Annotated in this window: 19 protein-coding genes; 11 read left to right on the top strand and 8 right to left on the bottom strand. The window is 61.6% G+C overall.

The genetic code is table 11. The features are described 5' to 3' along the window. The first annotated feature begins 222 nt into the window (after positions 1–222). The 5 genes from HF257_RS30495 to HF257_RS30475 all read left to right on the top strand — a co-directional run bounded on the left by HF257_RS30495 (position 223) and on the right by HF257_RS30475 (position 7,791). Positions 223–2,649, top strand: a complete 2,427-nt coding sequence (locus HF257_RS30495) for a TonB-dependent receptor plug domain-containing protein (protein ID WP_185709857.1) — start codon at positions 223–225, stop codon at positions 2,647–2,649. 62 nt (positions 2,650–2,711) lie between these two features. Next, positions 2,712–4,322 (top strand): ABC transporter substrate-binding protein, encoded by a 1,611-nt coding sequence (locus tag HF257_RS30490; RefSeq protein WP_185709941.1) that lies wholly within the window; start codon positions 2,712–2,714, stop codon positions 4,320–4,322. Beyond that, the gene (locus HF257_RS30485) at positions 4,319–5,269 is read left to right on the top strand and encodes an ABC transporter permease (RefSeq protein ID WP_185709858.1); all 951 of its coding nucleotides are present in this window, start codon (positions 4,319–4,321) and stop codon (positions 5,267–5,269) included. The genes HF257_RS30490 and HF257_RS30485 overlap by 4 nt, the downstream gene beginning before the upstream one ends. 3 nt (positions 5,270–5,272) lie before the next feature. Further along, positions 5,273–6,172 carry an ABC transporter permease gene (locus HF257_RS30480; RefSeq protein ID WP_185709859.1) on the top strand — a complete coding sequence of 300 codons (900 nt, stop codon included), beginning with the start codon at positions 5,273–5,275 and terminating at the stop codon, positions 6,170–6,172. Further along, positions 6,169–7,791 carry a dipeptide ABC transporter ATP-binding protein gene (locus tag HF257_RS30475; protein ID WP_185709860.1) on the top strand — a complete coding sequence of 541 codons (1,623 nt, stop codon included), beginning with the start codon at positions 6,169–6,171 and terminating at the stop codon, positions 7,789–7,791. The genes HF257_RS30480 and HF257_RS30475 overlap by 4 nt, the downstream gene beginning before the upstream one ends. A gap of 141 nt (positions 7,792–7,932) precedes the next feature. Here the strand turns inward: HF257_RS30475 and HF257_RS30470 are convergent, their stop codons facing one another. After that, positions 7,933–8,496, bottom strand: coding sequence for a carboxymuconolactone decarboxylase family protein (locus tag HF257_RS30470; protein WP_185709861.1), 564 nt, complete (start codon positions 8,494–8,496; stop codon positions 7,933–7,935). A 12-nt stretch (positions 8,497–8,508) separates the two neighbouring features. Next, positions 8,509–9,837, bottom strand: coding sequence for an aspartate aminotransferase family protein (locus HF257_RS30465; protein WP_185709862.1), 1,329 nt, complete (start codon positions 9,835–9,837; stop codon positions 8,509–8,511). Positions 9,838–10,093: 256 nt separating this feature from the next. On the opposite strand from HF257_RS30465, the gene glnH reads away from it, so the two are divergent. The 5 genes from glnH to HF257_RS30440 are packed head-to-tail and all read left to right on the top strand — an operon-like array spanning position 10,094 to position 14,254. After that, positions 10,094–10,837, top strand: coding sequence for a glutamine ABC transporter substrate-binding protein GlnH (gene glnH, locus HF257_RS30460; protein ID WP_185709863.1), 744 nt, complete (start codon positions 10,094–10,096; stop codon positions 10,835–10,837). Between the two features lie 30 nt (positions 10,838–10,867). After that, positions 10,868–11,524 carry a glutamine ABC transporter permease GlnP gene (gene glnP / locus HF257_RS30455; RefSeq protein WP_185709864.1) on the top strand — a complete coding sequence of 219 codons (657 nt, stop codon included), beginning with the start codon at positions 10,868–10,870 and terminating at the stop codon, positions 11,522–11,524. Further along, positions 11,521–12,243 carry a glutamine ABC transporter ATP-binding protein GlnQ gene (gene glnQ / locus HF257_RS30450; protein ID WP_185709865.1) on the top strand — a complete coding sequence of 241 codons (723 nt, stop codon included), beginning with the start codon at positions 11,521–11,523 and terminating at the stop codon, positions 12,241–12,243. Before glnP ends, glnQ begins: the two co-directional genes overlap by 4 nt. A 9-nt stretch (positions 12,244–12,252) precedes the next feature. Then, positions 12,253–13,314 (top strand): C45 family autoproteolytic acyltransferase/hydolase, encoded by a 1,062-nt coding sequence (locus tag HF257_RS30445; protein WP_185709866.1) that lies wholly within the window; start codon positions 12,253–12,255, stop codon positions 13,312–13,314. Positions 13,315–13,348: 34 nt separating this feature from the next. Further along, positions 13,349–14,254 carry a MurR/RpiR family transcriptional regulator gene (locus HF257_RS30440; protein WP_185709867.1) on the top strand — a complete coding sequence of 302 codons (906 nt, stop codon included), beginning with the start codon at positions 13,349–13,351 and terminating at the stop codon, positions 14,252–14,254. Between the two features lie 166 nt (positions 14,255–14,420). Here the strand turns inward: HF257_RS30440 and HF257_RS30435 are convergent, their stop codons facing one another. The 5 genes from HF257_RS30435 to HF257_RS30415 all read right to left on the bottom strand — a co-directional run bounded on the left by HF257_RS30435 (position 14,421) and on the right by HF257_RS30415 (position 20,626). Next, positions 14,421–15,236 carry a sugar phosphate isomerase/epimerase family protein gene (locus HF257_RS30435; RefSeq protein ID WP_185709868.1) on the bottom strand — a complete coding sequence of 272 codons (816 nt, stop codon included), beginning with the start codon at positions 15,234–15,236 and terminating at the stop codon, positions 14,421–14,423. A 9-nt stretch (positions 15,237–15,245) separates the two neighbouring features. After that, the gene (locus tag HF257_RS30430; protein WP_185709869.1) at positions 15,246–15,947 is read right to left on the bottom strand and encodes a hypothetical protein; all 702 of its coding nucleotides are present in this window, start codon (positions 15,945–15,947) and stop codon (positions 15,246–15,248) included. A 68-nt stretch (positions 15,948–16,015) separates the two neighbouring features. Continuing rightward, positions 16,016–17,830, bottom strand: a complete 1,815-nt coding sequence (locus HF257_RS30425) for a thiamine pyrophosphate-binding protein (protein ID WP_233081583.1) — start codon at positions 17,828–17,830, stop codon at positions 16,016–16,018. Beyond that, positions 17,823–19,406 carry a GMC family oxidoreductase gene (locus tag HF257_RS30420; RefSeq protein ID WP_185709870.1) on the bottom strand — a complete coding sequence of 528 codons (1,584 nt, stop codon included), beginning with the start codon at positions 19,404–19,406 and terminating at the stop codon, positions 17,823–17,825. Before HF257_RS30420 ends, HF257_RS30425 begins: the two co-directional genes overlap by 8 nt. A 17-nt stretch (positions 19,407–19,423) precedes the next feature. Further along, a complete protein-coding gene (locus HF257_RS30415) occupies positions 19,424–20,626 on the bottom strand; it encodes an MFS transporter (RefSeq protein ID WP_233081585.1) in 1,203 nt (400 codons plus the stop codon). A 317-nt stretch (positions 20,627–20,943) separates the two neighbouring features. On the opposite strand from HF257_RS30415, the gene HF257_RS30410 reads away from it, so the two are divergent. Then, positions 20,944–21,810, top strand: a complete 867-nt coding sequence (locus tag HF257_RS30410) for a helix-turn-helix transcriptional regulator (RefSeq protein ID WP_185709872.1) — start codon at positions 20,944–20,946, stop codon at positions 21,808–21,810. 42 nt (positions 21,811–21,852) lie between these two features. On the opposite strand, the gene hisD is transcribed toward HF257_RS30410, so the two are convergent. Further along, on the bottom strand, positions 21,853–23,136 hold the full coding sequence (gene hisD, locus HF257_RS30405) for a histidinol dehydrogenase (RefSeq protein WP_185709873.1): 1,284 nt from the start codon (positions 23,134–23,136) through the stop codon (positions 21,853–21,855). Between the last annotated feature and the right edge of the window lie 187 nt (positions 23,137–23,323).

The raw sequence follows: 23,323 nt of genomic DNA, 5'->3' as shown, positions 1-23,323 counted from the left end.
GCACCTGGGATTAATACGGAAGTGGCACGCACATTAAATAAAAATAGATGATCTTAAGCACCTATAAGATAACAATTTATAATAATTAGCTTATTCCAAAAAAGACTTTCACTCAGGTTTTTTATAGGAATATCTTCACATCACAGACCGACCCCTTACCTGGTGGAGGACGCACATCCGACCACCAGCCGCCTGATCCAGGCTTAAGGGATCCTTCTCGATATGCCCGACACCACCTACCCCTTCACCAGGTTTCACCTGTCATTCTTGACCAGCTCCCTGCTGCTAGCCGTAACGCCCTCCTTTGCCGATGCAGCAACCGAAGACGCCAAACTCGACACTGTCACCGTGATCTCCACCGGCCTGCGTGGCCAGGAGCGCACAGTGGCGGACAGCCCGGCACCAATTGACGTGATCAACAGTGACCAGTTGCTCAAGACTGGCCGCGCCGAGCTCTCGGAGGCGATTGCCAAGCTGCTGCCGTCGTTCAACTTCGGCACCAATATCGCCGGCTACAACTCGGTGACGCGCCCGTTGAGCAACCGCAGCCTGGGCCCCGCGTATACGCTGGTGCTGGTCAACGGCAAGCGTCGCCACAACGGCGCCACCGGCCAGCGCGGCTCCATCGACAACAGCGGTGCAAACGCGGTGGACATCGACCTGATCCCGGTCAGCGCCGTGGACCATATCGAAGTGCTCAAAGACAGCGCTGCCGCACAGTACGGTTCTGATGCGGTGGCCGGTGTGATCAACATCATCCTCAAGAACACCAAGAGCGGCGGCCACCTGGAAACCAGCTACGGCCAGCTGTATTCCGGCCAGGGCGAAACCATCAAGGTGGCCGGTGACCAGGGATTCGAGCTTGGCCAGGGCGGCTTCTTTCACCTCTCCGCCGATGCGCGCAAGCGTGGCAGCGCGTCGTGGAACGACAAGGCCGACAGCAGCGTGAGAGCCTTCAATGACCCGGCAAAGGAAGCGGCCTGGGACCGCGTGGCAATCAAGAACGGCGACCCCGACCTCAAGGCCTTCAACCTGGCCTACAACGCCGAGCTACCGCTGCAAGACCTGACGCTGTACTCGTTCTCCACCTACGGCGAGCGCGATGCCGAAGCCGCCAACTACTTCCGCCTGCCCACCGGCACGGCGGCGGTGCCCGAGGTATTCCCCGACGGTTACTTCCCGCTGAACAACATCAAGGACCGCGACTACCAATTGCTATTCGGCGGAAAGGGCCAGGTCGCCGACTGGAACTGGGACCTGAGCACCACCTACGGGCGCAACAATGTGCACCACTCCAGCGACTTGAACATCAACCCGTCCCTGGGCACTGCGTCACCGACCAAATTCGACAACCTGGCAACCTTTCGCTTTGAGCAATGGGTGAACAACCTCGACTTCACCCGCCGCTACGACAGCCTGTTCAACCTGACGTCGCCGGTGCAGGTGTCGGCCGGGCTGGAACATCGCTGGGAGCATTTCAGCACCTTCGCCGGTGACCGCGAGGCGTATATCACCGGCACTTACCCAGCGGCTTCGGGCGCGCAAGCGGCGGTGACGATTCGCCCGGAAGACGAGGTGAGCCTGATCCGCAATAACTACGCGGGCTACCTGGACCTGGGCTTTGACCTGACCGAGCGCTGGTTTCTCGACCTCGCCGGCCGCATCGAGCATTACGACGATGACTCGGGCAACACCTTTGGCCTGAAAGTGAACTCGCGTTATGAGCTGACCGACACCGTGGCCGTGCGCGGCACCGTGGGCACCGGTTTCCGTGCGCCATCGCTGACCCAGATCGGCTACACCGTGGCCGACAACCGCGTGGCAATCGACGCCAACGGCAACGTGGTTCCGGCAGTGACGCGCCTGACCCCATCCGGCAGCAACCTGGCCAAGGCCCTCGGCGGCGATGACCTCAAGCCGGAAAAATCGCGCAACCTCGGCCTGGGCCTCACCTGGCAACCCGCGCCGCGTACCAGCATCACCGCCGACGCGTACCTGATCGACATCGACGACCGAATCGCGCTCACCAGCAATATCTATGACCGTGGCAACGGCGCCATCAACTCGATCCTCACCGCGCAAGGCGTGCCTTCGGGCACCTGGGTCAACTACTACACCAACGCCTTCGACACCCGCACCAAAGGCCTGGACGTGGTCGCCGACCACACCACGCCGCTGGACGCCTGGGGCGATGTGCGCTGGAGCCTGGGTTTCAACTGGAACAAAACGACCATCGAAGGTAGCCGCGATACCCCGGCAGCATTGGCTAACTCAGGTGTGACCCTGGTAGGCCGCGACCGCGAAGGCGACCTCACCGATGCCTCGCCCAAGACCAAATGGATTTTGGGGGCCAACTGGAAGGTCTCGGACCTGGCAGTGAACCTGCAAACCGCACGCTACGGCTCGGTCAAGACCCTCGCGGTCAACCCCAGCGGCGACCGCAGCTTTGGCGCCAAATGGATCACCGACCTCGACGTCAGCTACACCTTCGTCGACAGCCTGACGGTGAGCATCGGCGGCACCAACATCTTCGACGTGCGCCCCGACAAGCACGCCGTCTACAGCAACCTGGGCCTGGCGGCCTACGGCAACCCGCCGTTCTACCCCGGCGGCGGCTACTGGTACACCAAGCTGGCCTACGACTTCTGATCCCAACCTCCCACGCACCCGAATCGCCATACGAGGGCAAACCATTGAATACCTCCAACTTGATGAGCCGTCTGCTGGCCCCTTGTGCCCTGGCCTTGAGCCTGGCCGCGTGTTCTCCGGGTAACGACACCCAGGCGAACAAGACCTTGAACATCGCGTTCTTCGGCGACAACACCATCCTGGTCAGCATCGACCCCTTCCAGGTCTATTGGCTGGAACACCGCGTGCTGCTGCGCAACGTCGCCGAATCCCTGACCGACCAAGACCCGGACACCGGCAAGATCATTCCCTGGCTGGCCAAAAGCTGGGAAGTGAGTGACGACGCACTTAGCTACACCTTTCACCTGCGTGAGGACGTGACGTTCAGCAATGGCGAGCGTTTCGATGCCAAGGCAGTAAAAACCGCGTTCGACAGTGACAAGGCCCTGGCCACCGAGTTGCCGGCGACCTTTGGTGCGACTTACCTGGCGGGCTATGACCACGCCGAAGTGGTCGACGACTTCACCGTCAAGCTGGTGCTCAACAAACCTAACGCCGGCTTCCTGCAAGCCACTTCCACGACCAACTTGTCGATCCTTGCACCGGCGTCCTACGCCCTCACCGTCAAGGAGCGTTCGCTGGGCAAGATCATCGGTACCGGCCCGTTCGTACTGGAGAGCTACACCCCGGAAGTCGGTGCGCACCTGACCAAGCGCAAAGGCTACGCCTGGGCGTCGGCGAATATGAAAAACCAGGGCGAAGCGCACCTGGATGCCGTAGACGTCACCTACATCCCCGAAGAGAGCGTGCGCAACGGCCTGTTCCTGCAAGGCAAGGCCGACATCCTGTGGCCACGCAACCCGTTCTCGGAAGTCGACTTGAAACTGTTCCAGTCCAAGGGCGCAACCATTCAGAGCCGCTCGCTGCCGGGCCCATCGCTGAACCTGTTCCCCAATACGCGTGGTGAGCGCGTGCTTGCCGACCAGAACGTGCGCTTGGCCGTGCAGAAATCCATCGACCGCAAGAGCTACGCCAGCACCGTGTACAACGCCGAGTTCCCGGTGGTGCAAGGTGTGTTCGATGTGACCACGCCCTACTTCAAAAGCCAGGCGGACAAGCTTGCCTACGACCCCGCAGGTGCCGAGCAATTGCTCGAGCAAGCCGGCTGGGCCAAGGGCGCAGACGGCTACCGGCAGAAAAACGGCAAGCGCCTGAGCCTGAGCTACAACATCAGCCCGGCGGAAACCGCTGGCGACGTGCTGATCCAGGACCAGCTGCGCAAAGTCGGCATCGAGTTGAAACTCAGCGTGGTGACCCGTGCCGAATGGGTGGCCAACAACTCCGCCGGCAACTACGACCTGACCATCAACTACATGACCCGCGCCGACCCGATCATTCTGCAAACCATCCTCGACCCACGCAGCGCTAACAGCTCCACCGTCGCAACCAACACCTACACGCCTGCGGTGCTGGACAAAGCCAAGGCCTTGTTCGATGCCGGCATCACCGCCACCCAAAGCCAGCAACGCGCAGCGGCGTATGGCGACCTGCAGGACTTGCTGATCGATGAAAGCTCGGCGTTCCCGATCTACGAGCGTGTGTGGCAGGCGGCAACCTCGGCCAAAGTGAAGAACTTCCGCTGGACCGCCGAAGGCTTCGCGCTGCTGGGCGATATTGAGATCGGCACGCCATGAGCCGCTATGTGATCGGTCGGGTCGGGCAAGCGCTTGTGGTGTTGTGGGGGGCCTACAGCATCACCTACTTCATCCTGTACCTGCTGCCGGGTGACACGCTGTCGCTGATGCTCAGCGCTTCGGGCATGGAAGCCGACTCGCTGTCGGTGGAAGACCTGGCCAAGGCGCGCGCCTATTACGGCTTGGACAAAGGCGTGTTCGAACAATATTTCGACCTGCTGTGGGGCGCGTTGCGGGGTGACTTCGGCCAGTCGCTTTCGCTGAACCGCCCAGTGGCTGAGTTGCTGGTGGAGCGGCTGCCGCAAACCCTGTCGCTAGCCGGCTTGGCCATTGTGTTGTCACTGCTGGGTGGTATCGGCCTGGCGTATTTGACCGCCTATATCCGCTGGCAACCGTTGAAAAAAGCGTTGACCCGCCTGCCCTCCCTGGGTTTCTCGGTGCCGGTATTCTGGATGGGGTTGCTGCTGATCCAGGTGTTCGCCTTTGGCCTGGGTTGGTTTCCGGCGACCGGCAGCAAGGGCTTTGAAAGCCTGATCCTACCGGCGGTGACCCTGGCCATTCCAAGTGCAGCGGTGTACGCCCAGGTGCTGCAACGCAGTTTCCAGGGCGTGTGGAAGGAGTCCTATATCGCCACCGCCTATGCCAAGGGCCTCAGCCGTGGCCAGGTGCAGGCGCGGCACGGGTTCAAGAACGCTGCGCTGCCGATCCTCACCCTGATCGGCTTGCAGGTGGGCAACACGGTGTCCGGGGCGGTGCTGGTGGAAACCATCTTCGCCCGCTCCGGTATTGGCCGTCTCGCCCAAGAAGCGGTGCTGCGCCAGGACATTCCGGTGGTGCTGGCCATTGTCGCCGTGTCTGCGGCGGCGTTTGTGCTGGTGAACCTGCTGGTCGACCTGCTCTACCCCTGGTTCGACCCGCGTATTTCCCACACGCCAAAGGTGTCGTAGATCATGACCATCCTCCAGCAAAACCTGCACGGCAAAGCCATCCCGGCCAGTCATCCTTTGTGGCGCCGCCGCAGCCGCCTGCAGCGCGCGTCGGCAGTGCTGCTGCCGTTGCTGCGACGGCCCGGTTTCAGCCTGGCCCTGCTGCTGGTGTTATTCGCGCTGGCCTCAGCCGTGGCACCGCACCTGCTGACGGGCTTCGATCCCTACGCCACCTCCCCCGTCGACAAGCTGCGCGCACCCAACCTAACGCATTGGTTCGGCACCGATGAGCTGGGCCGCGACCTGTTCACGCGGGTGGTCTACGGCGCCAGCCTGTCAATGCTCGCGGCCTCGCTGGCGGTGGGGATTGCCTTGGTGGGCGGGCTGGGGCTGGGCATTTTGTCGGGGTTTGCCGGTGGACGTATCGACTCGGTGATCATGCGTTTTGTCGACGTGTTGCTGGCGTTGCCTGGCGTGCTGTTGGCCTTGGCGATTGTCACCGCCATCGGTTTCGGCACGGTGCCGGTGGCCATCGCGGTGGGTGTCGGCATTATTCCGGGGTTCGCCCGCACCACCCGCGCCGAGGTGCTGCGGGTCAAGACCTTGCCCTATGTGGAAGCCGCGCGCCTGGGAGGCGCGAGCTGGGGACGTACCTTGCTGCTGCACATCCTGCCGAACGCCTGGGGCCCGGTGGCGGTGTTGGCGACACTCGATTTCGGCGCCGCGATTCTTGCGACGGCGGGGCTGAGCTTTCTCGGCTTTGGCGCTGTGCCCCCGGCCGCCGAATGGGGCACGCTGATCGCCAACGGCCGCCATTTCCTCATCACCGCGCCTTGGGTGTCGCTGCTGCCGGGCTTGTTCCTGGTGGCCGTGGTGTTCAGCCTCAACCATATCGCCCGTACCTTCGAGGAGAACCCGCGATGAACGCTTTAGTGGATGTTCGCCAACTCAGTGTCAGCTACCGCACCAACGGGCAGGTCAATCACGCGGTACGCGCGTTGTCGTTTGCCATCGCCAGAGGTGAAACGGTGGCGATTGTCGGCGAGTCCGGCTCAGGTAAGTCCACCCTGGCCAACGCGATTCTCGGCCTGCTGCCGGACACGGCGCAGATCAGCGCCGGCCAGTTGTGGGTGGACGGCAACGACCTGACCCACGCCAACGAACGCCAGAAGCGTGCACTGCGCGGTCGTACCGTGGGCCTGGTGCCGCAGGACCCGATGGTCAGCCTCAACCCGACGCTGCGCATCGGCCAGCAAATTGCTGAAGCGCTGATCCTGGCCAAGGGCAAGCGCTACCCCGCCGTCGATGCCGATATTGTCGAGCTGCTGCAACAGGTGGGCATCGACAAACCGGTATTGCGCGCTCGCCAGTATCCCCATGAGCTGTCCGGCGGCATGCGCCAACGCGTATTGATCGCCATCGCATTGGCCGGCAACCCGCGGCTGATCATCGCCGACGAGCCCACCAGCGCCCTCGATGTGACGGTGCAGCGCAAGATCCTCGATCACCTGCAGCGCCTGGTCAGCGAGCGTGGCATTTCACTGCTGATCATCACCCATGACTTGGGCGTGGCCACCGATCGCGCCGACCGCATCCTGGTGATGCAACACGGCGAGCTGGTGGAACAAGGCCCGCCCCGGCAGATCCTCACTGCGCCGCAGCATGACTACACCCGGGCGCTGATTGCTGCGGCACCGACGTTCGCCAAGCGCCGCGAACCGTTGATTCGCATCGACCCGATGGAAGAACCGATCCTGAGCCTGAAAAACGTCGGCAAGACCTTTGCCCTGCCCAAGGTCAAGGGTGAAGACAACACGTTCGTGGCCCTGGAAAACCTGAACTTCGAGGTATACCCCGGCCAGACGCTGGCGATTGTCGGTGAGTCCGGCTCAGGCAAAAGCACCGCGCTGCGCATCGCCCTCGGCCTGGAAAAACCTACCCAGGGCCAAGTCTGGTTCGAACAGCAAGACGTCACCCACCTGAGCTGGCGCGACTTCCGCCCGCTGCGCCAGCGCCTGCAATTAGTGCAGCAAAACCCCTTCGCCGCGCTCGACCCGCGTTTTACCGTGTTCGAAAGTATTGTCGAACCGCTGGTCTCGTTCGGCCTGCTCAAGGGCCCCGCCCTTGAACACGCAGCGCGGGAGTTGATCAGCCGTGTGCATTTACCGGTGAGTTTCCTCGATCGTTTGCCACGCGAATTGTCCGGCGGCCAATGCCAACGGGTGGCCATCGCCCGCGCCTTGGCGTTGAAGCCAGACCTGTTGCTGTTGGATGAACCGGTCAGCGCGCTGGATGTGTCGGTACAAGCGCACATCCTCGACCTGCTCGAAGAGCTGCAACGGGACATGGGTATTGCGTATGTGCTGGTGTCCCATGACCTGTCGGTGGTGGCCAACTTTGCCCATGAGGTGCTGGTACTGCGCAATGGCAAGGTGGTGGAACAAGGCACGGTGGAACGTATCTTCAACCACCCGGCCAGCGACTACACCCGCGAATTGATTGCGGCTATCCCTGGCCAGCAAACCACCGCCACCGCTGCCTGAGAATGATCAGATTCAAATGTGGGAGCGGGCTTGCTCGCGAAAGCGATGTGTCAGCCGATGCATATTTAGCTGATTCACCGCCTTCGCGAGCAAGCCCGCTCCCACATTTCGACCGAGTTGTATCTGATATCGCGCGGGTAACTATGGTTCTGCAAAAGGCAGGGGGGCGTCGGTGTCACGCCTTACAGCGAACACATTCAAGGTCATCGCCACCAGCGCGTAATAGCCAAAAACCCCCACCAATTCGACCACTGCGGGCTCACCGAACGCTTCAATCGCCTGCGCATAAAGTGCATCGTCGATTCGCCGCGTCTCGTACATCGTCTTGCCCAGCCGGTACACCAGTCGTTCGTCTTCTTGCGTGAACGGCGGTTCCGTCTGCTGTTGCAGGGCGGCGATCACCGCATCACTCACCCCTGCCGAACGCGCGATAGGCGCGTGAATCTGCCATTCGGCCTGGGATTGCCACCAGGCAGCAGTAAACAGGATGGCGAGCTCCGTCAGGCGCAACTCCAGCCGGGTGCCATAACGGCAGAATGCACCCAGCCGCTGGGCATGGTTGGCCAGTTCCGGACTGTGGATCCACGCCAGGAAAGGCCCGTCGAGGTTACCTCGCGGCCCCGCCAGGATGTCCTTGAGCACCGCGCGCTGCGCGTCGTCCATGGTTGCGTCGGTCAACGTGCCAAGGCGCGATTGGATTGCCATTGCAGGGTTCCCTCAGAGTTTTTTCAAGGTGGTGTTGATCGCGGTCAGGAGCTTGCCAGCGATTTCATCGAGGTGATGGTCCTCAAGAATAAACGGCGGCGCCAGCAGGATGTGATCGCCGCGCTGCCCGTCAAGGGTGCCGCCCATGGGGTAGCACATCAGGCCTTCAGCCATGGCCGCTTGCTTGAGCTTGGCATGCAACTTGAGCGCGGGATCAAATGCGGCCTTGCTGTCACGGTCGGCCACCAGCTCGATCCCTTGGAACAGCCCGCGACCGCGTATATCGCCGACGTGCGGATGATCACCCAAGCTCCCTTGCAGGCGCGCGCGCAAGCCGTCACCCAACTGATTGACGCGGGCCAGCAAGCCTCGCGACTCAATCGCTTTTTGCACCGCCAGTGCTGCCGCACACGCGGTGGCGTGGCCGATATAGGTATGACCATGCTGGAAAAAACCCGAGCCGTTGGCGATGGCGTCGCGGATTTTCTGGCTGACCAACGTTGCGCCGATGGGCTGGTAACCCGCCCCCAGGCCTTTGGCGACGGTGATCAGATCGGCCGTAATGCCTTCCTGCTCCGCCGCAAACAAAGTGCCGGTGCGTCCCATGCCGCACATGACTTCATCGAGGATCAGCAATACGCCGTGGCGATCACACACCTCACGAATGCGCTTGAAGTAGCCCGGCACGGCGGTGACAGCCCCCAAGGTCGCGCCAACCACTGGCTCGGCCACAAACGCCATGACGTTCTCAGCACCCAACCGCAGAATTTCTGCTTCCAGTTCCGCCGCCAGGCGCACGCCCATGGCCTCGCCGCTTTCCCCCGCTTGCTGCTCGCGGTAAGCGTAGCAAGGGCTGACGTGGCTGACGCCGATCAGCAGCGGCTCGAACTGCTTGCGCCTCCATTCATTGCCGCCGGTGGCCAAGGCGCCCAGGGTATTGCCGTGATAACTCTGGCGCCGCGCAATCAGGTGTTTGCGCTGAGGCTGGCCGATCTCGACGAAATATTGGCGGGCCAGTTTCAGTGCCGCTTCAATGGCTTCCGAGCCGCCTGAAACGAAATACACCGAGTCGATGCCTTCCGGCGCGCGGGCCACCAGGAAGTCCGCCAGCTCTTCCATCACCGACGTGGTGAAGAACGAGGTATGCGCATACGCCAACTGCCCGACCTGCTTGCGTATGGCCTCGATCACCTCGGGGTCGCTATGGCCCAGGCACGACACTGCAGCCCCGCCGCTGGCATCCAGGTAGCGACGGTTGTCGCTGTCGATCAGGTAAGGCCCGTCACCTTGAATGGCGGTGGGATAGCGCTGTGTGAGGCTGCGATGAAAGACGTGGCTCATGGTGCCGCTCCGGAGGGTTTTGCAAATAATAGGTGCACGAATTTTAAATGCAATTATTTTTTGCATAACCAATAAATGCATGTATATTTTGCGAAACAGCAAAAATATCGTGCGCCTCCTCTCTCAGGTGGCTAGCCGGGCTAACAACAAAAACAGTGGAGTGAATCGTTATGAATCGCTCGAAAAATTGACTGCCGCTATCCCCACTGCCCCAGGTTTGCCCTGGGGCCTGTATCCCCCTGAAGAGAAAACATGCATGAAGAACTTTCTGAAGGTTTCACTGGCGGTAATGGCATTGGCCACCGCCTCTGGCAGCTTTGCTGCGAGCAAGGAATTGCTGGTGGCCACCGACACAGCGTTCGTGCCTTTCGAGTTCAAGCAAGGCAACGAATACGTGGGCTTCGACATTGATTTGTGGGCGGCGATTGCCAAGGAAATGGGGGTGACCTACCAGCTCAAGCCCATGGACTTCAACGGCATCATCCCTGCCCTGCAAACCCATAACGTCGATGTGGCGCTAGCCGGCATCACCATCAAGGAAGAGCGCAAGCAAGCCATCGACTTTTCCGACGGTTACTACGACAGCGGTTTTCTATTGATGGTCAAAAGCGACAACGACACCATCAAAGGTGAAGCGGATATCGCCGGCAAGACCCTGGCCGTGAAAAGCGGCACATCATCGGCCGACTACGCCAAGGCCAACCTCAAGGCCAGCGACCTGCGCCAATTCCCCAATATCGACAACGCCTACCTGGAACTGCGCACTGGCCGCGTCGACGCCGCCATGCACGACACGCCGAACGTTCTGTACTACATCAAGACCGCCGGTGAAGGCCAGGTAAAAGCGGTTGGCCCGCAGATGCTTGCCCAGCAATACGGCATCGCCTTTCCCAAGGGCAGCGAACTGCGCGAACCGGTCAACGCGGCGCTGAAGAAGCTCCGTGAAGACGGCACCTATGCGCAGATCTACCGCAAGTGGTTCGGCACCGATCCGCAATAACCCCCGTCTTTCACCCATAGAGAATTCAGCATGCATTTCCAATGGAGCGCCATTTGGGATGCGCTGCCGGTCCTGCTTGAAGGCGCCAAACTGACCTTGTGGATTTCGATCCTGGGTCTGATCGGTGGCGCCGTCATCGGCGTGGTCGCGGGCTTTGCCCGCGCCTACGGCGGTTTTATCAGCAGCCGTGTTGCGCTTGTTTTCATCGAATTGATCCGTGGCACCCCGATCATGGTGCAGGTCATGTTCATCTACTTCGCCCTGCCCATGATGGTGCCGGTGCGCATTGACCCGTTCACGGCGGCTGTCGTGACCATCATGCTCAACTCCGGCGCCTACATCGCCGAGATTACCCGCGGCGCGGTGCTGTCGATCAACCGTGGGTTTCGCGAAGCCGGGCTGGCGTTGGGCCTGTCCAAGCGCGACACCCTGCGCTACGTCATCGCCCCGCTGGCGTTCCGGCGCATGATCCCGGCGCTGGGCAACCAATGGATTGTCAGCATCAAGGACACCTCGCTGTTCATTGTTATCGGGGTCGCCGAGCTGACCCGCCAGGGCCAGGAAGTCATCGCCGGTAATTTCCGTGCGATGGAAATCTGGTCGGCGGTCGCCGTCATCTATCTGATCATTACCCTGGTGCTGAGCTATGCACTGCGGCGCATGGAATCGAGGTTGAAAATCCTATGATCGAATTCAAAGGTGTCTCCAAGCACTTCGGCAGTACCCAGGTGCTGCATGACATCAACCTCAACATCGCCAGCGGCGAAGTGGTGGTGATCATCGGCCCCTCGGGGTCGGGCAAGTCGACGCTGTTGCGCTGCATCAACAAACTGGAAGAAGTCAGCGGTGGGCAACTGATGGTCGACGGCCTTGAGGTGAACAACCCCAAGGTCGATGAACGCCTGATTCGCCAGGAAGCCGGCATGGTGTTCCAGCAGTTTCACCTGTTCCCCCAGATGACCGCGCTGCAGAACGTCGCCTTTGGCCCCGTGCGGGTGCGCGGTGCCAGCCGCCAGGAAGCAGAGCAGCTCGCCGCCGGGCTGCTGGCCAAGGTCGGCCTGGCTGACCGCGCCAATCACTACCCGTCCGAATTGTCCGGTGGGCAGCAACAGCGCGTCGCCATTGCCCGGGCGTTGGCGGTAAAGCCCAAGCTGATGTTGTTCGACGAACCGACGTCGGCCCTCGACCCGGAGCTGCGCCACGAGGTGCTGACCGTGATGAAGTCGCTGGCCGATGAAGGCATGACCATGGTGATCGTCACCCATGAAGTGGACTTTGCGCGCAAAGTCGCCACGCGCCTGATCTTTATCGACAAGGGGCGCATTGCCGAAGATGGCGTGCCCGCCGAGCTGATCGCCAACCCACCCAGCGCCCGCCTGCGGGAATTTCTGCAACACGTGTCGTGAGGAGCTGCAATGACACTGCCTTCTATCCATCTTGACGGTAGCGCCTACGCCATTGGCCACGGTTTGGGCGTGTTCGGTCGCGCTGCGGTGCTTGAGCACCTGCGCCCGCTCGCACTCTGGAAATACCTGGCAGCGCAGGCAACCACACCGAAAGCCTTGCAGATGCGCCAACAGGTGCAAAACGAATTCCCGCGTTACTGGCAGGAAATCGAGGGGCTGGCCGATGGCTTGCAGTTGCCACTCGACGAAGTCTTCATGTGGAACTGCCGGGGTGACTATGTGCACGCACAAAGCGTGGACGGCTGCACCACCGTTTTCGGGCCTACACCCACCGGCACGCTGATCGCGCACAACGAAGACGGCTTCCCGCAACTGCGCGGGCACTGTGCGCTGCTGCATGCCACACCCGAAGCAGGTCTTGCGTTCACCAGTTTCGTCTACCCAGGCTCGCTGCCAGGGCACACCCTGGCCGTGAACGAGCGCGGCGTCGTGGCGACCGTGAACAATCTCCGGCCAACGCAGATCCCCATCGGCATCCCCCGGCAGATCCTGGCGCGTGCAACCCTGGACGCCGCCTGTGTGGACGAGGCGATTCGTATCGTCACCCGCACGGGTCGCGCCGGTGCCTTCCACCACACCTTTGGCCAAGCCGGCAGCGCACGCGTGGTCAGTGTCGAGGCATGTGCCGAGGGCAGTCACGTCAGTGAAGTGCAATGGCCGGCTGGGCATTCGAACCATCTGGTGTCGTTGTCGCTGGACCCGGTCGAACAACGCATCACCGCCAGTTCAGGTGCCAGGCAGCGGTGTGTCGACCAACTGCTGCACGGGATAACGGCGGATCTGGACGCCGATTCAGCGCTGAAGATTCTGCGTGACACGACAGGTGGCGCCCTGCCCGTTTACCGTTGCGCAGCGGATGATCCGGACGATGAAAACACCCTGGCAACCGGCGTTTTTCTGATCAGCGCCAACACTGTAGAGTGGCGCGTCTATACGCGGCCAAACACTGACCAACCCGATGCCGAAGGCGTGGTCCACCGCTCATTGATCGACGCCTGTTCAGGTCGATGAAGGTTTGGCGCTCACCCAATCATGGATACCGTTGATGAATAAAGCCCTGACTGCACTTCCCGACACGCTGGATGGCCTCAAGCAATTGCTCGCCGCCATCGAGCGGCGCGAGGTCGACATCGCGTTGGGCAGCAGCTCCAGGCGCGTCCTGATGGCGCTGATCGAATCCCCGCAACGCACGGCGGTGTCGTCGATCAGCGAGCTGGCGGAGCAGCTGGGCGTAAACGCCTCGACCCTGTCACGGTTGGCGCAGCGCTTGGGTTATGGCGGTTTCAGCAAGCTGCAGGATGTGTTCCGGCGGGAGATTACCGAAGGCAAGCACTTCTATAGCGACCAGGCCTCGCGGCTGGTGGTCAACAGCGAGGACAAGGACGTTCTCAACCAGCTGACCCGCCTGGGTCGCCAGGAAAGTGCCAATATCGTCAGCATGATTGAACAGGTCGATCCCGACGTCTTCGTGCAAAGCGTCGAACTGCTGGCCAGTGCTCGCCGGATAAGAATCCACGGTATGCGCCAGTTCAACTCGCTGGCGTTGTTCATGTCATACGGCCTGGGCATGTTGCGCCCAGATGTGGCAGCGCTCGACTCCAGCCGCCAGGGCGTGGCCGATGCCCTGGCGCAGCTGGAGGAAGGCGATGTATTGGTGGTGTCTAGCTGCTTCCCCTACACCCCCAGCGTGCTCGCAACGGCAGAGGTCGCTGCCCGCCACGGGATCAAGGTCATTGCGCTGACCGACTCTGCCAGCTCGCCGCTGGCCAAGGTGGCGCTGCACAGTTTCTACGTGCCCAACCACAGCCTGTTTTTCAGCAACAGCATGTGCGCGTTCATGTTGCTGGCACAGGGTCTGTTGAGCGCGGTTGCCGGCAAGTTGGGCGAGCAGGCGATATCGGCGTTGAAGTACCGTGAGACGCTGATCGACGAACTCAACGCATCACTGTGAAGTGGCTTCCTTGAGCCTGCGCGTGTTGTTCATCGTGGCCGTGGCGTTGATCGCTGCGGACCTGTTGATCAATCTGTTTTGTTCGTGAAGGTGGTGCCTCAGTCGGCAGATTCATTGACTGATGTACCGCCTTCGCGAGCAAGCCCGCTCCCACATTTGAACCGCGTCAGGCATTACAGGTGTATTCACGCCAGCTTCTGGCGCTGTCGCGTACCTGGGTGTCCAACGCCAACATATCCGCTTCACTGACGGGAGATTGCCCCGGCAACAATTGGGGCAACACCAACTCGATAGACACATCACCTGTAAACCCGTTGGCCATCAACGCCTGGTGCTGCGCCTGGAAATCGATATGGCCGCTGCCTATACCCCCGCGTCCCGAATCCGAGATGTGGTAGATCGCCGTCAACCCTGCGTGGTCGCGCAAGGTTTGCAGCGGGTCGGGTTCATTGATGTTCATGTGGAAGCTGTCCAGCACCATGCGCAGGTTGTCGCCGCCCACCTCACGGATCAGCGCCCGGCATTGGGCCGCCGTGTTGATCAGCGGCAGTTCGAAGTGGTTGCAGGGTTCGTACAGTGTCGGCACGCCGCGTGCTTGTGCATAGGCGTCAATCGTCTTGCAGCACGCCAGCAACCGCGCACGCGCCGAGGCTGCGTCGGGGCAATTGCGCGTCCACAGTGACAGGCCTTGCAGCGTGACCGGGACATTGCCCAGCGCAGCGGCAAAATCCACCACCTTGCGGTAGTACGCCAGGGCGTCTTCAGGCGTGGCCTGGGCGGGGTCCCGCGGCCCACCGTTGATCGGGTCGACCGCCAGGATAGCGATGCCTGCCTGCCGTGCCTGTTCGCGCAGGTTCACCGGGCAGGCGTCGCGGTGGTCGCCGGAATACTGGATCGCGTCCAGCCCCAACGCCACCGCTTTGGCCAGCACCTGCTCCGGTGCAGTGATGCCGAGGGTCCAGGTGACAACAGCTATCTTCATGGCGCGCCCTCAGGCCTTGGGATGAAATTCGATGGCCAGCCAGATCGCGTCCGAATCGGACCAATAGCGGTGCCAGGGGTACGTCGGGTTGCCCGCATTATCGACATGCACAAAGGGGTCATGGGTATAACCCGGCGCCATGCTGATCTGCTTGTAAAGGGTGTTTTCATCGCGCTCCAGAAATTTCTGGATACGCCCCGAACCGTGGATCTGGGTGTGGATTTCCAGGAAGGGATGCTCGTTGTGCAGGAAGCAATCGGTGTTGGTCGGCGCCCACCACAGGTTCAGGCGGATGCCGTATTCGCGCAGGTCGACGGCCTCTGCCCGCTGGTTGGCGAATGCATACGGGTCCAGGTGCACAGCGCCAATCTCGTCGTAGCGCGAGATGTACAGCGGCGTGGTGCGCGGGAACTTGGCGAAGCGGTTGCCGAACCAGTCCCACTCACCGAGCACGATGCCGCCCAGGTCAACTTCGCTGCGCACGCGAAACACCGCAACACGGTTGGCACTGGCAATCACGGCATTGAACAATACGGTGGATTTCCAGCCAGGCACCACAGTGGGCACAGGGCCGCCGATGTGCATCGGGGCATGGTCGAGGTTGACTGCTACGCCCCCCTCCACCTTGAAATCTTTAACGTTTTCGACCAGGTAACACGCTACAAACTGGTCGCTGAATTGCAGCTCGCGCTGTTGATTGGTTCTTGTCATTTGTCAGGCCTATGGCGGTGCATGAAGGCCTGCGTTCGTCCCTGAACACAGGCGAATCGATGGCGGGGTCAGAAGCCGCGGTTCTTCACGTACTCATCGCGGTACTCGCCGAGGTAGTCCGGCACGGTGATGTCCCACCAGCCGGTCGGGTGCATGTTGCTCCACGGCCGCTCAATGGAGCACATCGCCTCGATCACGTACGGACGGTTGGACGCCAGTGCCCGGTCCACGGCGGCGCCGATCTGCAGCGGGTCGGTCACACGCTCGGCAGCAGCCCCCAGCGACTTGGCGAAGTCGGCGATATTGGCCTCCCACGACGCGCCATCCGGGGTGCGGAAGTCGGTGATGATTTCGCGGTCTTCACCAAACATGTTCAGTTGCAGGTTGCGGATCGCGCCCCAGCCGCCGTTGTTGATGATCAGGAAAATCGCCGGAACGCCCATCATCACCGCTGTCGCCAGTTCCTGGCCGGTTTGCAGGAACGCACCGTCACCGCAAATGGCAACCACCGGCTGGTTTGGCGCGCCCATCTTGGCGCCAATGGCGGCCGGCAGTGCGAAGCCGATGCCGGAAAAACCACCCGGAGTGATGTGCTGTTTAGGCCCGTACACCGGAAACTCGTTGAACACCTGGTTTTGCGGGTTGCTGGAGTCGGTGACCACAATGGTGTTGCGCGGCAGGATCTTGCGGGCTTCGAACAACACCTGGGACACGGTCATCGGCGACTGGTTGCAGGTGCGCAGCGGCGCCAGGTGCTCTTCCCACTTGGCCTTGAGGTGCTGCAAGCGCTGGAACATCGGCGAGGTGCTGTAGTCCCGCGCGGGGCAACTGTTGCGCAATGCCGCCAGCAGGTCCTGCAGGATCGGCCCGGCATCGCCGACGATACCCACTTCCACCGGGTAGTTCTTGCCCAGTTCGAAGCCATCAATATCGATCTGGATCAGCTTGGTCTTGTTCGGAATGTCGAAGGTCACGCCAGGACGATACGAAGACGTGATGCGGTCGCTGAAACGGCAACCGATGGCCAGGATCACGTCAGCTTCGCGGGTCATCGCGTTGCCCGGAATCGAGCCCAGGTCACCGCACGGCCAGGCGTACAGCGGATGATCTTCGGGGATCGAGCCCTTGCCCATGAACGAGGTGGTTACGGCTGCGCCCACATGCTCGGCGATGGTCACCAGGTCGTCGCTGGCGTTGGCCGCGATCACCCCGCCACCGGCCATGATCACCGGGCGTTCCGCCGACAATAGCAACTGCACGGCACGGGCAATGTCCGCTGGGTCGCCATGCAGTCTGCCGTGGCCGCGATGGGTTTGCGGCGAAGGCAGCTCGATCTCGGCGCATTCGGCTTGCAGATCTTGCGGCAGGTTGATCAGCGTTGGGCCGCGACGGCCCTCAAGCATCACGTTGAACGCCTGGGTCATCACGCCCGGCAATTGGGCCACGGTGCCCGGCTGCCACCAGCGCTTGACCACCGGTTCGGCCATGCGCGGGAAGTTGTCGCCGTGGGGGCGATCCAGTTCCTGCAACACGCCTTTGCCGAGCATGTAGGTGTGCACGCCGCCGCTGATCACCAGTTGCGGCAACGAGTCGGCGAACGCGGTCGCGATCCCGGTCAAGGTGTTGGTGGCACCCGGGCCGATGGACGCACACACCGCCGCGATCTGCCCGCTGGCGCGGTAGAAACCGTCGGCCATGTGCGAGGCGCCTTGCTCATGCATCGCTGGCACCAGGGTGATCTCCGACTTGCGGTCGACAAAGGCGTCCAGCAGCGCGGTGTTGCCGTGCCCGGGAATGCCAAACACGTACGGCACTTTTTCGCGGATGAGGTACTCGACCACGATCTGCCCGCCGGTCATTTTTGTTTTTTTTGTATCAGTCATGCTGCGCTCCTGCTGTTTCGTAGATGAATACGGGTTGGGCCTGCACGTCGTCAGGCCTCTTGATGTGAGTGATGCCAAATTCTGTGTGGAGGATGTGTTCGGCCGCGCGCAACGCCTGAGCGGCGATGGTCAGCGCCGGGTTGACCGCCGCCGACGAGGGCATGAACGACGCATCGATCACGAACAGGTTGGCGTGGTCGTGACTGCGGCAATAGATGTCCAGCGCGGAGGTTTTGGGGTCGGTGCCGAACCGCACCGTGCCGCACTGATGGGACGTGGAGTGCTTGAGCAGTGGCTTGGTCAGCACGATCGGGTAGCCGCTGGCCCGCAGCAGCTTCACCAGCTTCTTGATGAAGCGCCGATGGGGCCCGAGGTTGTTGCGCCGGATCGCCATCTGGATCTGGCCGTCCTTGAGCACAATGCGGCTCTCGGGGTCGGGCAGGTCTTCGGAGAAGGCGATCCAGTCCATGCTGTGGCGGGCCATGGTCGAACCCACCGCCTTGGGCATGAACGGCACATTGGCCGACAGCATGCCGCCCTGCAGCTTGCCGAGCATCTGCGCATGCCCCAGCGGATACGGGTAATCCGGGGCGCCGAAGTAGAACTCGTTCATTGACACGGTTTTCTGGAACACCGTGTCGTTGGGGCGCATCGACAGCCCCATCAGCGCAGTCTGGTTATGCGCCATGTAATGGCGACCCACCACGTCGGAGCTGTTGGCCACACCGTTGGGCGCGGCGTCGCAGGCCGAACGCAGCAGCAACGCCGCGCTGTTGACCGCTCCACAGGCCACCACAATGAGCCTGGCCGTGAGCACTTCGCTCTTGCCGTCGGTTTCAACCACCACACCGGTGACCTTCTTGCCGTCCTGGCTCAACAACAGGCGCTTGACCAGGGTGTTGGTACGCAACGTGACGTTGCCCGTGGCCAGGGCCGGGCGCACCAGCGCAGTTTCCGCTTCCATTTTTGCCGAGATCTTGCACGGGAAACCGTCGCAGGTTTTGCACAGCGTGCAATTGCCTTCGCTCGAATAATTCACCGCCAGCGGCATGGCCGAGGTGCGCGCGCCAGCGGCCCGCATCCCCTTGCACATGGCCTCGACGATAGGCGCCGAGGCCACGGCGGGAAACGGATACGGTGCACTGCGCCACGGTGCTGACGGGTCGTCCTTGTCGTCGCCGTGCACTTTGAAGATTTGCTCGGCCTGGGTGTAATACGGCTCGAATTCGGCGTAGCTGACCGGCCACGCCGGTGAGATGCCCTCCTCGTGCACCAGTTCTTCAAAGTCGCGCTCGCGATAGCGGATCATCGAACCACCGTAGAACTTGGTGCAGCCGCCCACGTTGTAGTAAATGCTCGGGCGAAACGCTTCGCCACGGGCATCCAGCCAGGTGTCGTGTGCGGTGTACTTCTTGTCGAAAAACACCGAGGCCACGCGCCAGTTGTCCGGCTCCTTGGGCACCCAGTCGCCGCGCTCAAGCATCAGTACATTCACACCATTCTCGGCCAGGCGGCGGGCGGTCATTGCGCCCCCCACACCGCTGCCGATCACGATGACCTCAGGAAATACCTTCATGTCAGTCTCGCTCGCAGTTATTCAGCCGTGACCGACAGCGCCGGCTTGGATGGCTTGGCATCGGGTTTTATGCGCATCAGCAGTGGGCCGAAGATGGCGATCAGGCTCATGAGCACCAGCGGCATGTAGAACAGCGCGCCAATCCCATAAGTGCTCACCAGGTAGGAATAGATCGCCGGGCCCCCGAGCATGCCGCCAAAGCCGATGCCGTTGACGATGCCGACGTTGCGGCCCGAGTTGGCCGGGTCCTTGCGCCCTGCAGCCGACAGCATCAGTGGCGCGATGCACGCCAGGCCCAGGCCGAGCAAGGCAAAACCGGCCATGCCCAGCACAGGTGAGTGGCTGAGGGTGGAGAGGAAGATGCCGATGATCGAGATCACGCCGCAGCAGAACACCATCGCCGCCGCGCCGATGCGGGTGGCCAGCCAGTCGCCGGTCATGCGTGCGATAAACCCTGCGCCGGTGAAGAAGCTGATGGCCAGGCCAGCGGTGGAGATGGTCATGCCGGTCTCGCGTACCAGGAATTCCTGGCCCCAGTCACTGACCGAGCTTTCGCTGATCATCCCTGCAATCAACAGTGCGCCGAACGCGATCATCAGCATCAGGATCTTCCAATTACGCGACAACGGCGCAGCGGTGGCCTTGGCCGGTTCGGCGGCCACAGGCAACAACTCGTCTTTGCTGAGCATGAACTGGCTGGTCAGCAGGCTGAGCAGTGCCAGGGACAGGCCGGCGACGGTGAAGGGAATCATCGCGCTTTCGGTGGAAAAACCGGCCAGGTAACTGGCCAGGATGCCAAACAGAAACCCGCCCAACGAAAAGAACGCATGAAACGCCGACATGATCGAGCGCTGGTAAAAGCGTTCGACCTGCACGCCGTGGGCATTCAGTGCGGTGTCCACGGCGCCACGCAACGCCCCCAGCACGCAGCCGAACATCAGCGCGAAGGTGTACGCGGAGGCGTATCCCAAAGCGATCAGTGACAGTGGGTAGGCCAGCAAGATAAGACGGATAACGCTGCGCGGGCCGAAGCGGTCGACAAAGTGCCCGACGATAAAGGCGCCGATGGTGCCGCCAATGGCAATCCCCAGGGCGACCATGCCGAAGTTAAGGTCGCCAAGGCTACCTTCCATGCCCAGGTGGTTGCGAAACGCACTCACCCCCACCGACCAGGTGTAGAACAGCGCGCCCATGATCATGAAACCGGCGAACGTGGCCATCCGCGCTTTCTTGATTCTGGGGGTAACGAGGGAGTTGTCGTGTTTGCTCGATAGCATGGTTCACCTGTCGAGGGGCTATGGCCCCTTCGTTATTGGAATTCAGGCTTCGAGTATCGAGAGATCACGCACCGGGCTCAATTTCGCACCTGGCTCGTGGGTGACGCAAACCGACGCACATGTGCTGCATGCGACAGGCGCTGCCTGCGAGGCTAGACGCTCGCAGGCAGACTATCTAGCATGCGCAAACCGCAGCTCGCGCCTGATTGACTGTACGAAAAAAACGATAAAACGCCGTACCTGAGGAGAGACATCCGCCCATGCCCGCTGTAACCGCCCCCTCCCATGGTGAGCGCCACCAAGTGCGCAGTGACCTGCAAGGCAACGTACAAAGAAACCTCGCCACGCTGGTGGAGTCGTGCCGGTCAGTCGCTGACATGTGCCGCAAGATCGATGTGAACCGCCAACAGTTCAACAAGTACCTGGCCGGCCAGCATGTGCCGTCGCAGAAGATCCTGCAGAAGATCGCCCGCTATTTCATGATGGAGGCCGAGGACCTGTTTCGTGAGCCGGCGGACTTCAAGAAGTTCTACGAGGGCTTCGAGAACGAATTGCCCATCGGCCTGCGGGCATCGGCGCAGTTCAACCACTTCCTGCCACTGGCCAAGGCCTCCGTGCAAGGGTTGGACGACTACCTGGGCGTGTATTACCGCTATCACAACTCGTCGATCTATAAAGGTCGCATCCTGCGTTCGGTCACGTGCCTGTACCGTGCAGACTCGATGGTGCAGTACGTCACAGTGGAGCGCTTCCCGTTGCAGGATGGCAGCGGCAAGACCGGTTATTCATTCACCTACCACGGATTTTGCCTGTTGCTCGGCGACCGTTTGTTCATGGTGGACTTCGAAGGCAAGCAACGTAACGAGATCACTTTTTCGATCCTGACCCCGCAGCATCGTCGGCCGATTCGTTTTCTGCATGGTTTGGTCACGGGGGTGGCGTCGTCGTCTTACCGGCAACCGTTCTCCACCCGCCTGACCTTGGGTTATGTGGAAAAGGGGCTGATCCGCAAGCGTCACCTGCGCGAGGCCACGGTGCTGCTGCCGGGGGATGCATCGCTGCCGTTCGAGGTACGCGAATATATGACGGGGGACAATGCGGGGATTGTCTGGGGCGGGCAAGACTGACAGTCCTGCCCCTGCTGCCCATTGCGGGCAGCAGGGTTGGGTTCAAGCGGTCTTCTTGTAACGCCGGATGCGGATATCAGCCTGCTCCTTGTGGCCCGCGAAACCTTCCATACCGCAGAGACGGGAGCAGTACTCGCCCACCAGCACCGAGGCCTCATCCGTCAGCACATGCTGATAGGTACACGTCTTGATGAACTTGCCGACCCACAGCCCACCGGTGTAGCGCGCCGACTTGGTGGTCGGCAGGGTGTGGTTGGTGCCGATGACTTTGTCGCCATAGGACACGTTGGTGCGCTCACCCAGGAACAGCGCACCGTAGTTGGTCATGTGCTCCAGGAAATACAGCGGGTCGCGGGTCATCACTTGGACGTGCTCGGAGGCGATCCGATCAGCCTCTTGCACCAGTTCTTCCACCGTGTCGCACAAGATGATCTCCCCGTAGTCACGCCAGGCCACCGAAGCAACGGCCGCGGTTGGCAGCACGGCGAGTTGGCGCTCGATCTCGGCAGGAATCGCATCGGCCAGCGCGGCGCAATTAGTGAGGAACACCGCTGGGGAGTTCACGCCGTGTTCAGCCTGGCCCAGCAGGTCGGCCACGACAATTTCTGCGTCGGAGGTTTCGTCGGCGATCACCAGCGTTTCGGTGGGGCCGGCGATCAAGTCGATGCCGATCTTGCCGTACAGCTGGCGCTTGGCCTCCGCCACATAGGCGTTGCCGGGGCCGACGACCATGTCCACCGGCGCAAAGGTATCAGTGCCCAACGCAAGCGCAGCGATGGCTTGCACCCCACCGAGGCAATAAATTTCGTCGGCCCCCGCCAGGTACATCGCGGTGACGATCGCCGGATGCGGTCGGCCATCAAACGGTGGCGCAGCAGCCACCACGCGTTTTACGCCAGCCACCTTGGCGGTGAGCACGCTCATGTGCGCCGAGGCCAGCAACGGGTATTTGCCGCCGGGAATGTAGCAGCCCACTGAGTTAACGGGGATGTTCTTGTGCCCAAGGATCACCCCCGGCAGCGTCTCGACTTCAACATCCACCAACGCGGCTTTTTGCACCTGGGCAAAACGGCGCACCTGCTCTTGGGCGAACTTGATATCGCCGATTTCCTGCTCCGAGAGACTGGCAACACAGGCGGCGATTTCTTCATCCGACAAACGAAAGCTGACGGGGTCCCACTGGTCAAACTGCTTGGAATACTCGCGGACCGCGGCGTCACCGCGGCGACCGACGTTGGCAATGATGTCCGCCACGACGTCGCGAACCTGGCTGGCAATTTCAGCCTGCGCAGCCACTGGCTTTGCGGTCTTGAGGTGTTGAATCATGGTGTGCTCCCGTTGAAAGACGCGTCTTCGGCCAAGGCTCCAAGCCCTGGCAACTGCAGTCGATTTTCCGTACGGAGCGCCGACCCCACCATTTCGCACTGGATATTCATGTGACGCACAATGACGCACGCCAATAAGGCGGGGGTCCGGTATTTAGGGATGATTGCGCTGCGTGCAACAATGCTTT

This window comes from Pseudomonas cremoris (genome assembly GCF_014230465.1).
The sequence above is the reverse complement of the archived record's forward strand: the minus strand, read 5'-3'. Positions and strand labels throughout refer to the sequence as shown.

Excerpts from the sequence above, each read along its gene's own strand:
- HF257_RS30475 (WP_185709860.1), top strand. The coding sequence starts at position 6,169 with ATGAACGCTTTAGTGGATGTTCGCCAACTCAGTGTCAGCTACCGCACC.
- glnP (WP_185709864.1), top strand. The coding sequence starts at position 10,868 with ATGCATTTCCAATGGAGCGCCATTTGGGATGCGCTGCCGGTCCTGCTT.
- glnH (WP_185709863.1), top strand. The coding sequence starts at position 10,094 with ATGAAGAACTTTCTGAAGGTTTCACTGGCGGTAATGGCATTGGCCACC.
- hisD (WP_185709873.1), bottom strand. The coding sequence starts at position 23,136 with ATGATTCAACACCTCAAGACCGCAAAGCCAGTGGCTGCGCAGGCTGAA.
- HF257_RS30495 (WP_185709857.1), top strand. The coding sequence starts at position 223 with ATGCCCGACACCACCTACCCCTTCACCAGGTTTCACCTGTCATTCTTG.
- HF257_RS30415 (WP_233081585.1), bottom strand. The coding sequence starts at position 20,626 with ATGGCCACGTTCGCCGGTTTCATGATCATGGGCGCGCTGTTCTACACC.
- HF257_RS30410 (WP_185709872.1), top strand. The coding sequence starts at position 20,944 with ATGCCCGCTGTAACCGCCCCCTCCCATGGTGAGCGCCACCAAGTGCGC.
- glnQ (WP_185709865.1), top strand. The coding sequence starts at position 11,521 with ATGATCGAATTCAAAGGTGTCTCCAAGCACTTCGGCAGTACCCAGGTG.
- HF257_RS30445 (WP_185709866.1), top strand. The coding sequence starts at position 12,253 with ATGACACTGCCTTCTATCCATCTTGACGGTAGCGCCTACGCCATTGGC.
- HF257_RS30425 (WP_233081583.1), bottom strand. The coding sequence starts at position 17,830 with ATGACTGATACAAAAAAAACAAAAATGACCGGCGGGCAGATCGTGGTC.
- HF257_RS30420 (WP_185709870.1), bottom strand. The coding sequence starts at position 19,406 with ATGAAGGTATTTCCTGAGGTCATCGTGATCGGCAGCGGTGTGGGGGGC.
- HF257_RS30430 (WP_185709869.1), bottom strand. The coding sequence starts at position 15,947 with ATGACAAGAACCAATCAACAGCGCGAGCTGCAATTCAGCGACCAGTTT.
- HF257_RS30440 (WP_185709867.1), top strand. The coding sequence starts at position 13,349 with ATGAATAAAGCCCTGACTGCACTTCCCGACACGCTGGATGGCCTCAAG.
- HF257_RS30485 (WP_185709858.1), top strand. The coding sequence starts at position 4,319 with ATGAGCCGCTATGTGATCGGTCGGGTCGGGCAAGCGCTTGTGGTGTTG.
- HF257_RS30465 (WP_185709862.1), bottom strand. The coding sequence starts at position 9,837 with ATGAGCCACGTCTTTCATCGCAGCCTCACACAGCGCTATCCCACCGCC.
- HF257_RS30435 (WP_185709868.1), bottom strand. The coding sequence starts at position 15,236 with ATGAAGATAGCTGTTGTCACCTGGACCCTCGGCATCACTGCACCGGAG.
- HF257_RS30480 (WP_185709859.1), top strand. The coding sequence starts at position 5,273 with ATGACCATCCTCCAGCAAAACCTGCACGGCAAAGCCATCCCGGCCAGT.
- HF257_RS30490 (WP_185709941.1), top strand. The coding sequence starts at position 2,712 with ATGAGCCGTCTGCTGGCCCCTTGTGCCCTGGCCTTGAGCCTGGCCGCG.
- HF257_RS30470 (WP_185709861.1), bottom strand. The coding sequence starts at position 8,496 with ATGGCAATCCAATCGCGCCTTGGCACGTTGACCGACGCAACCATGGAC.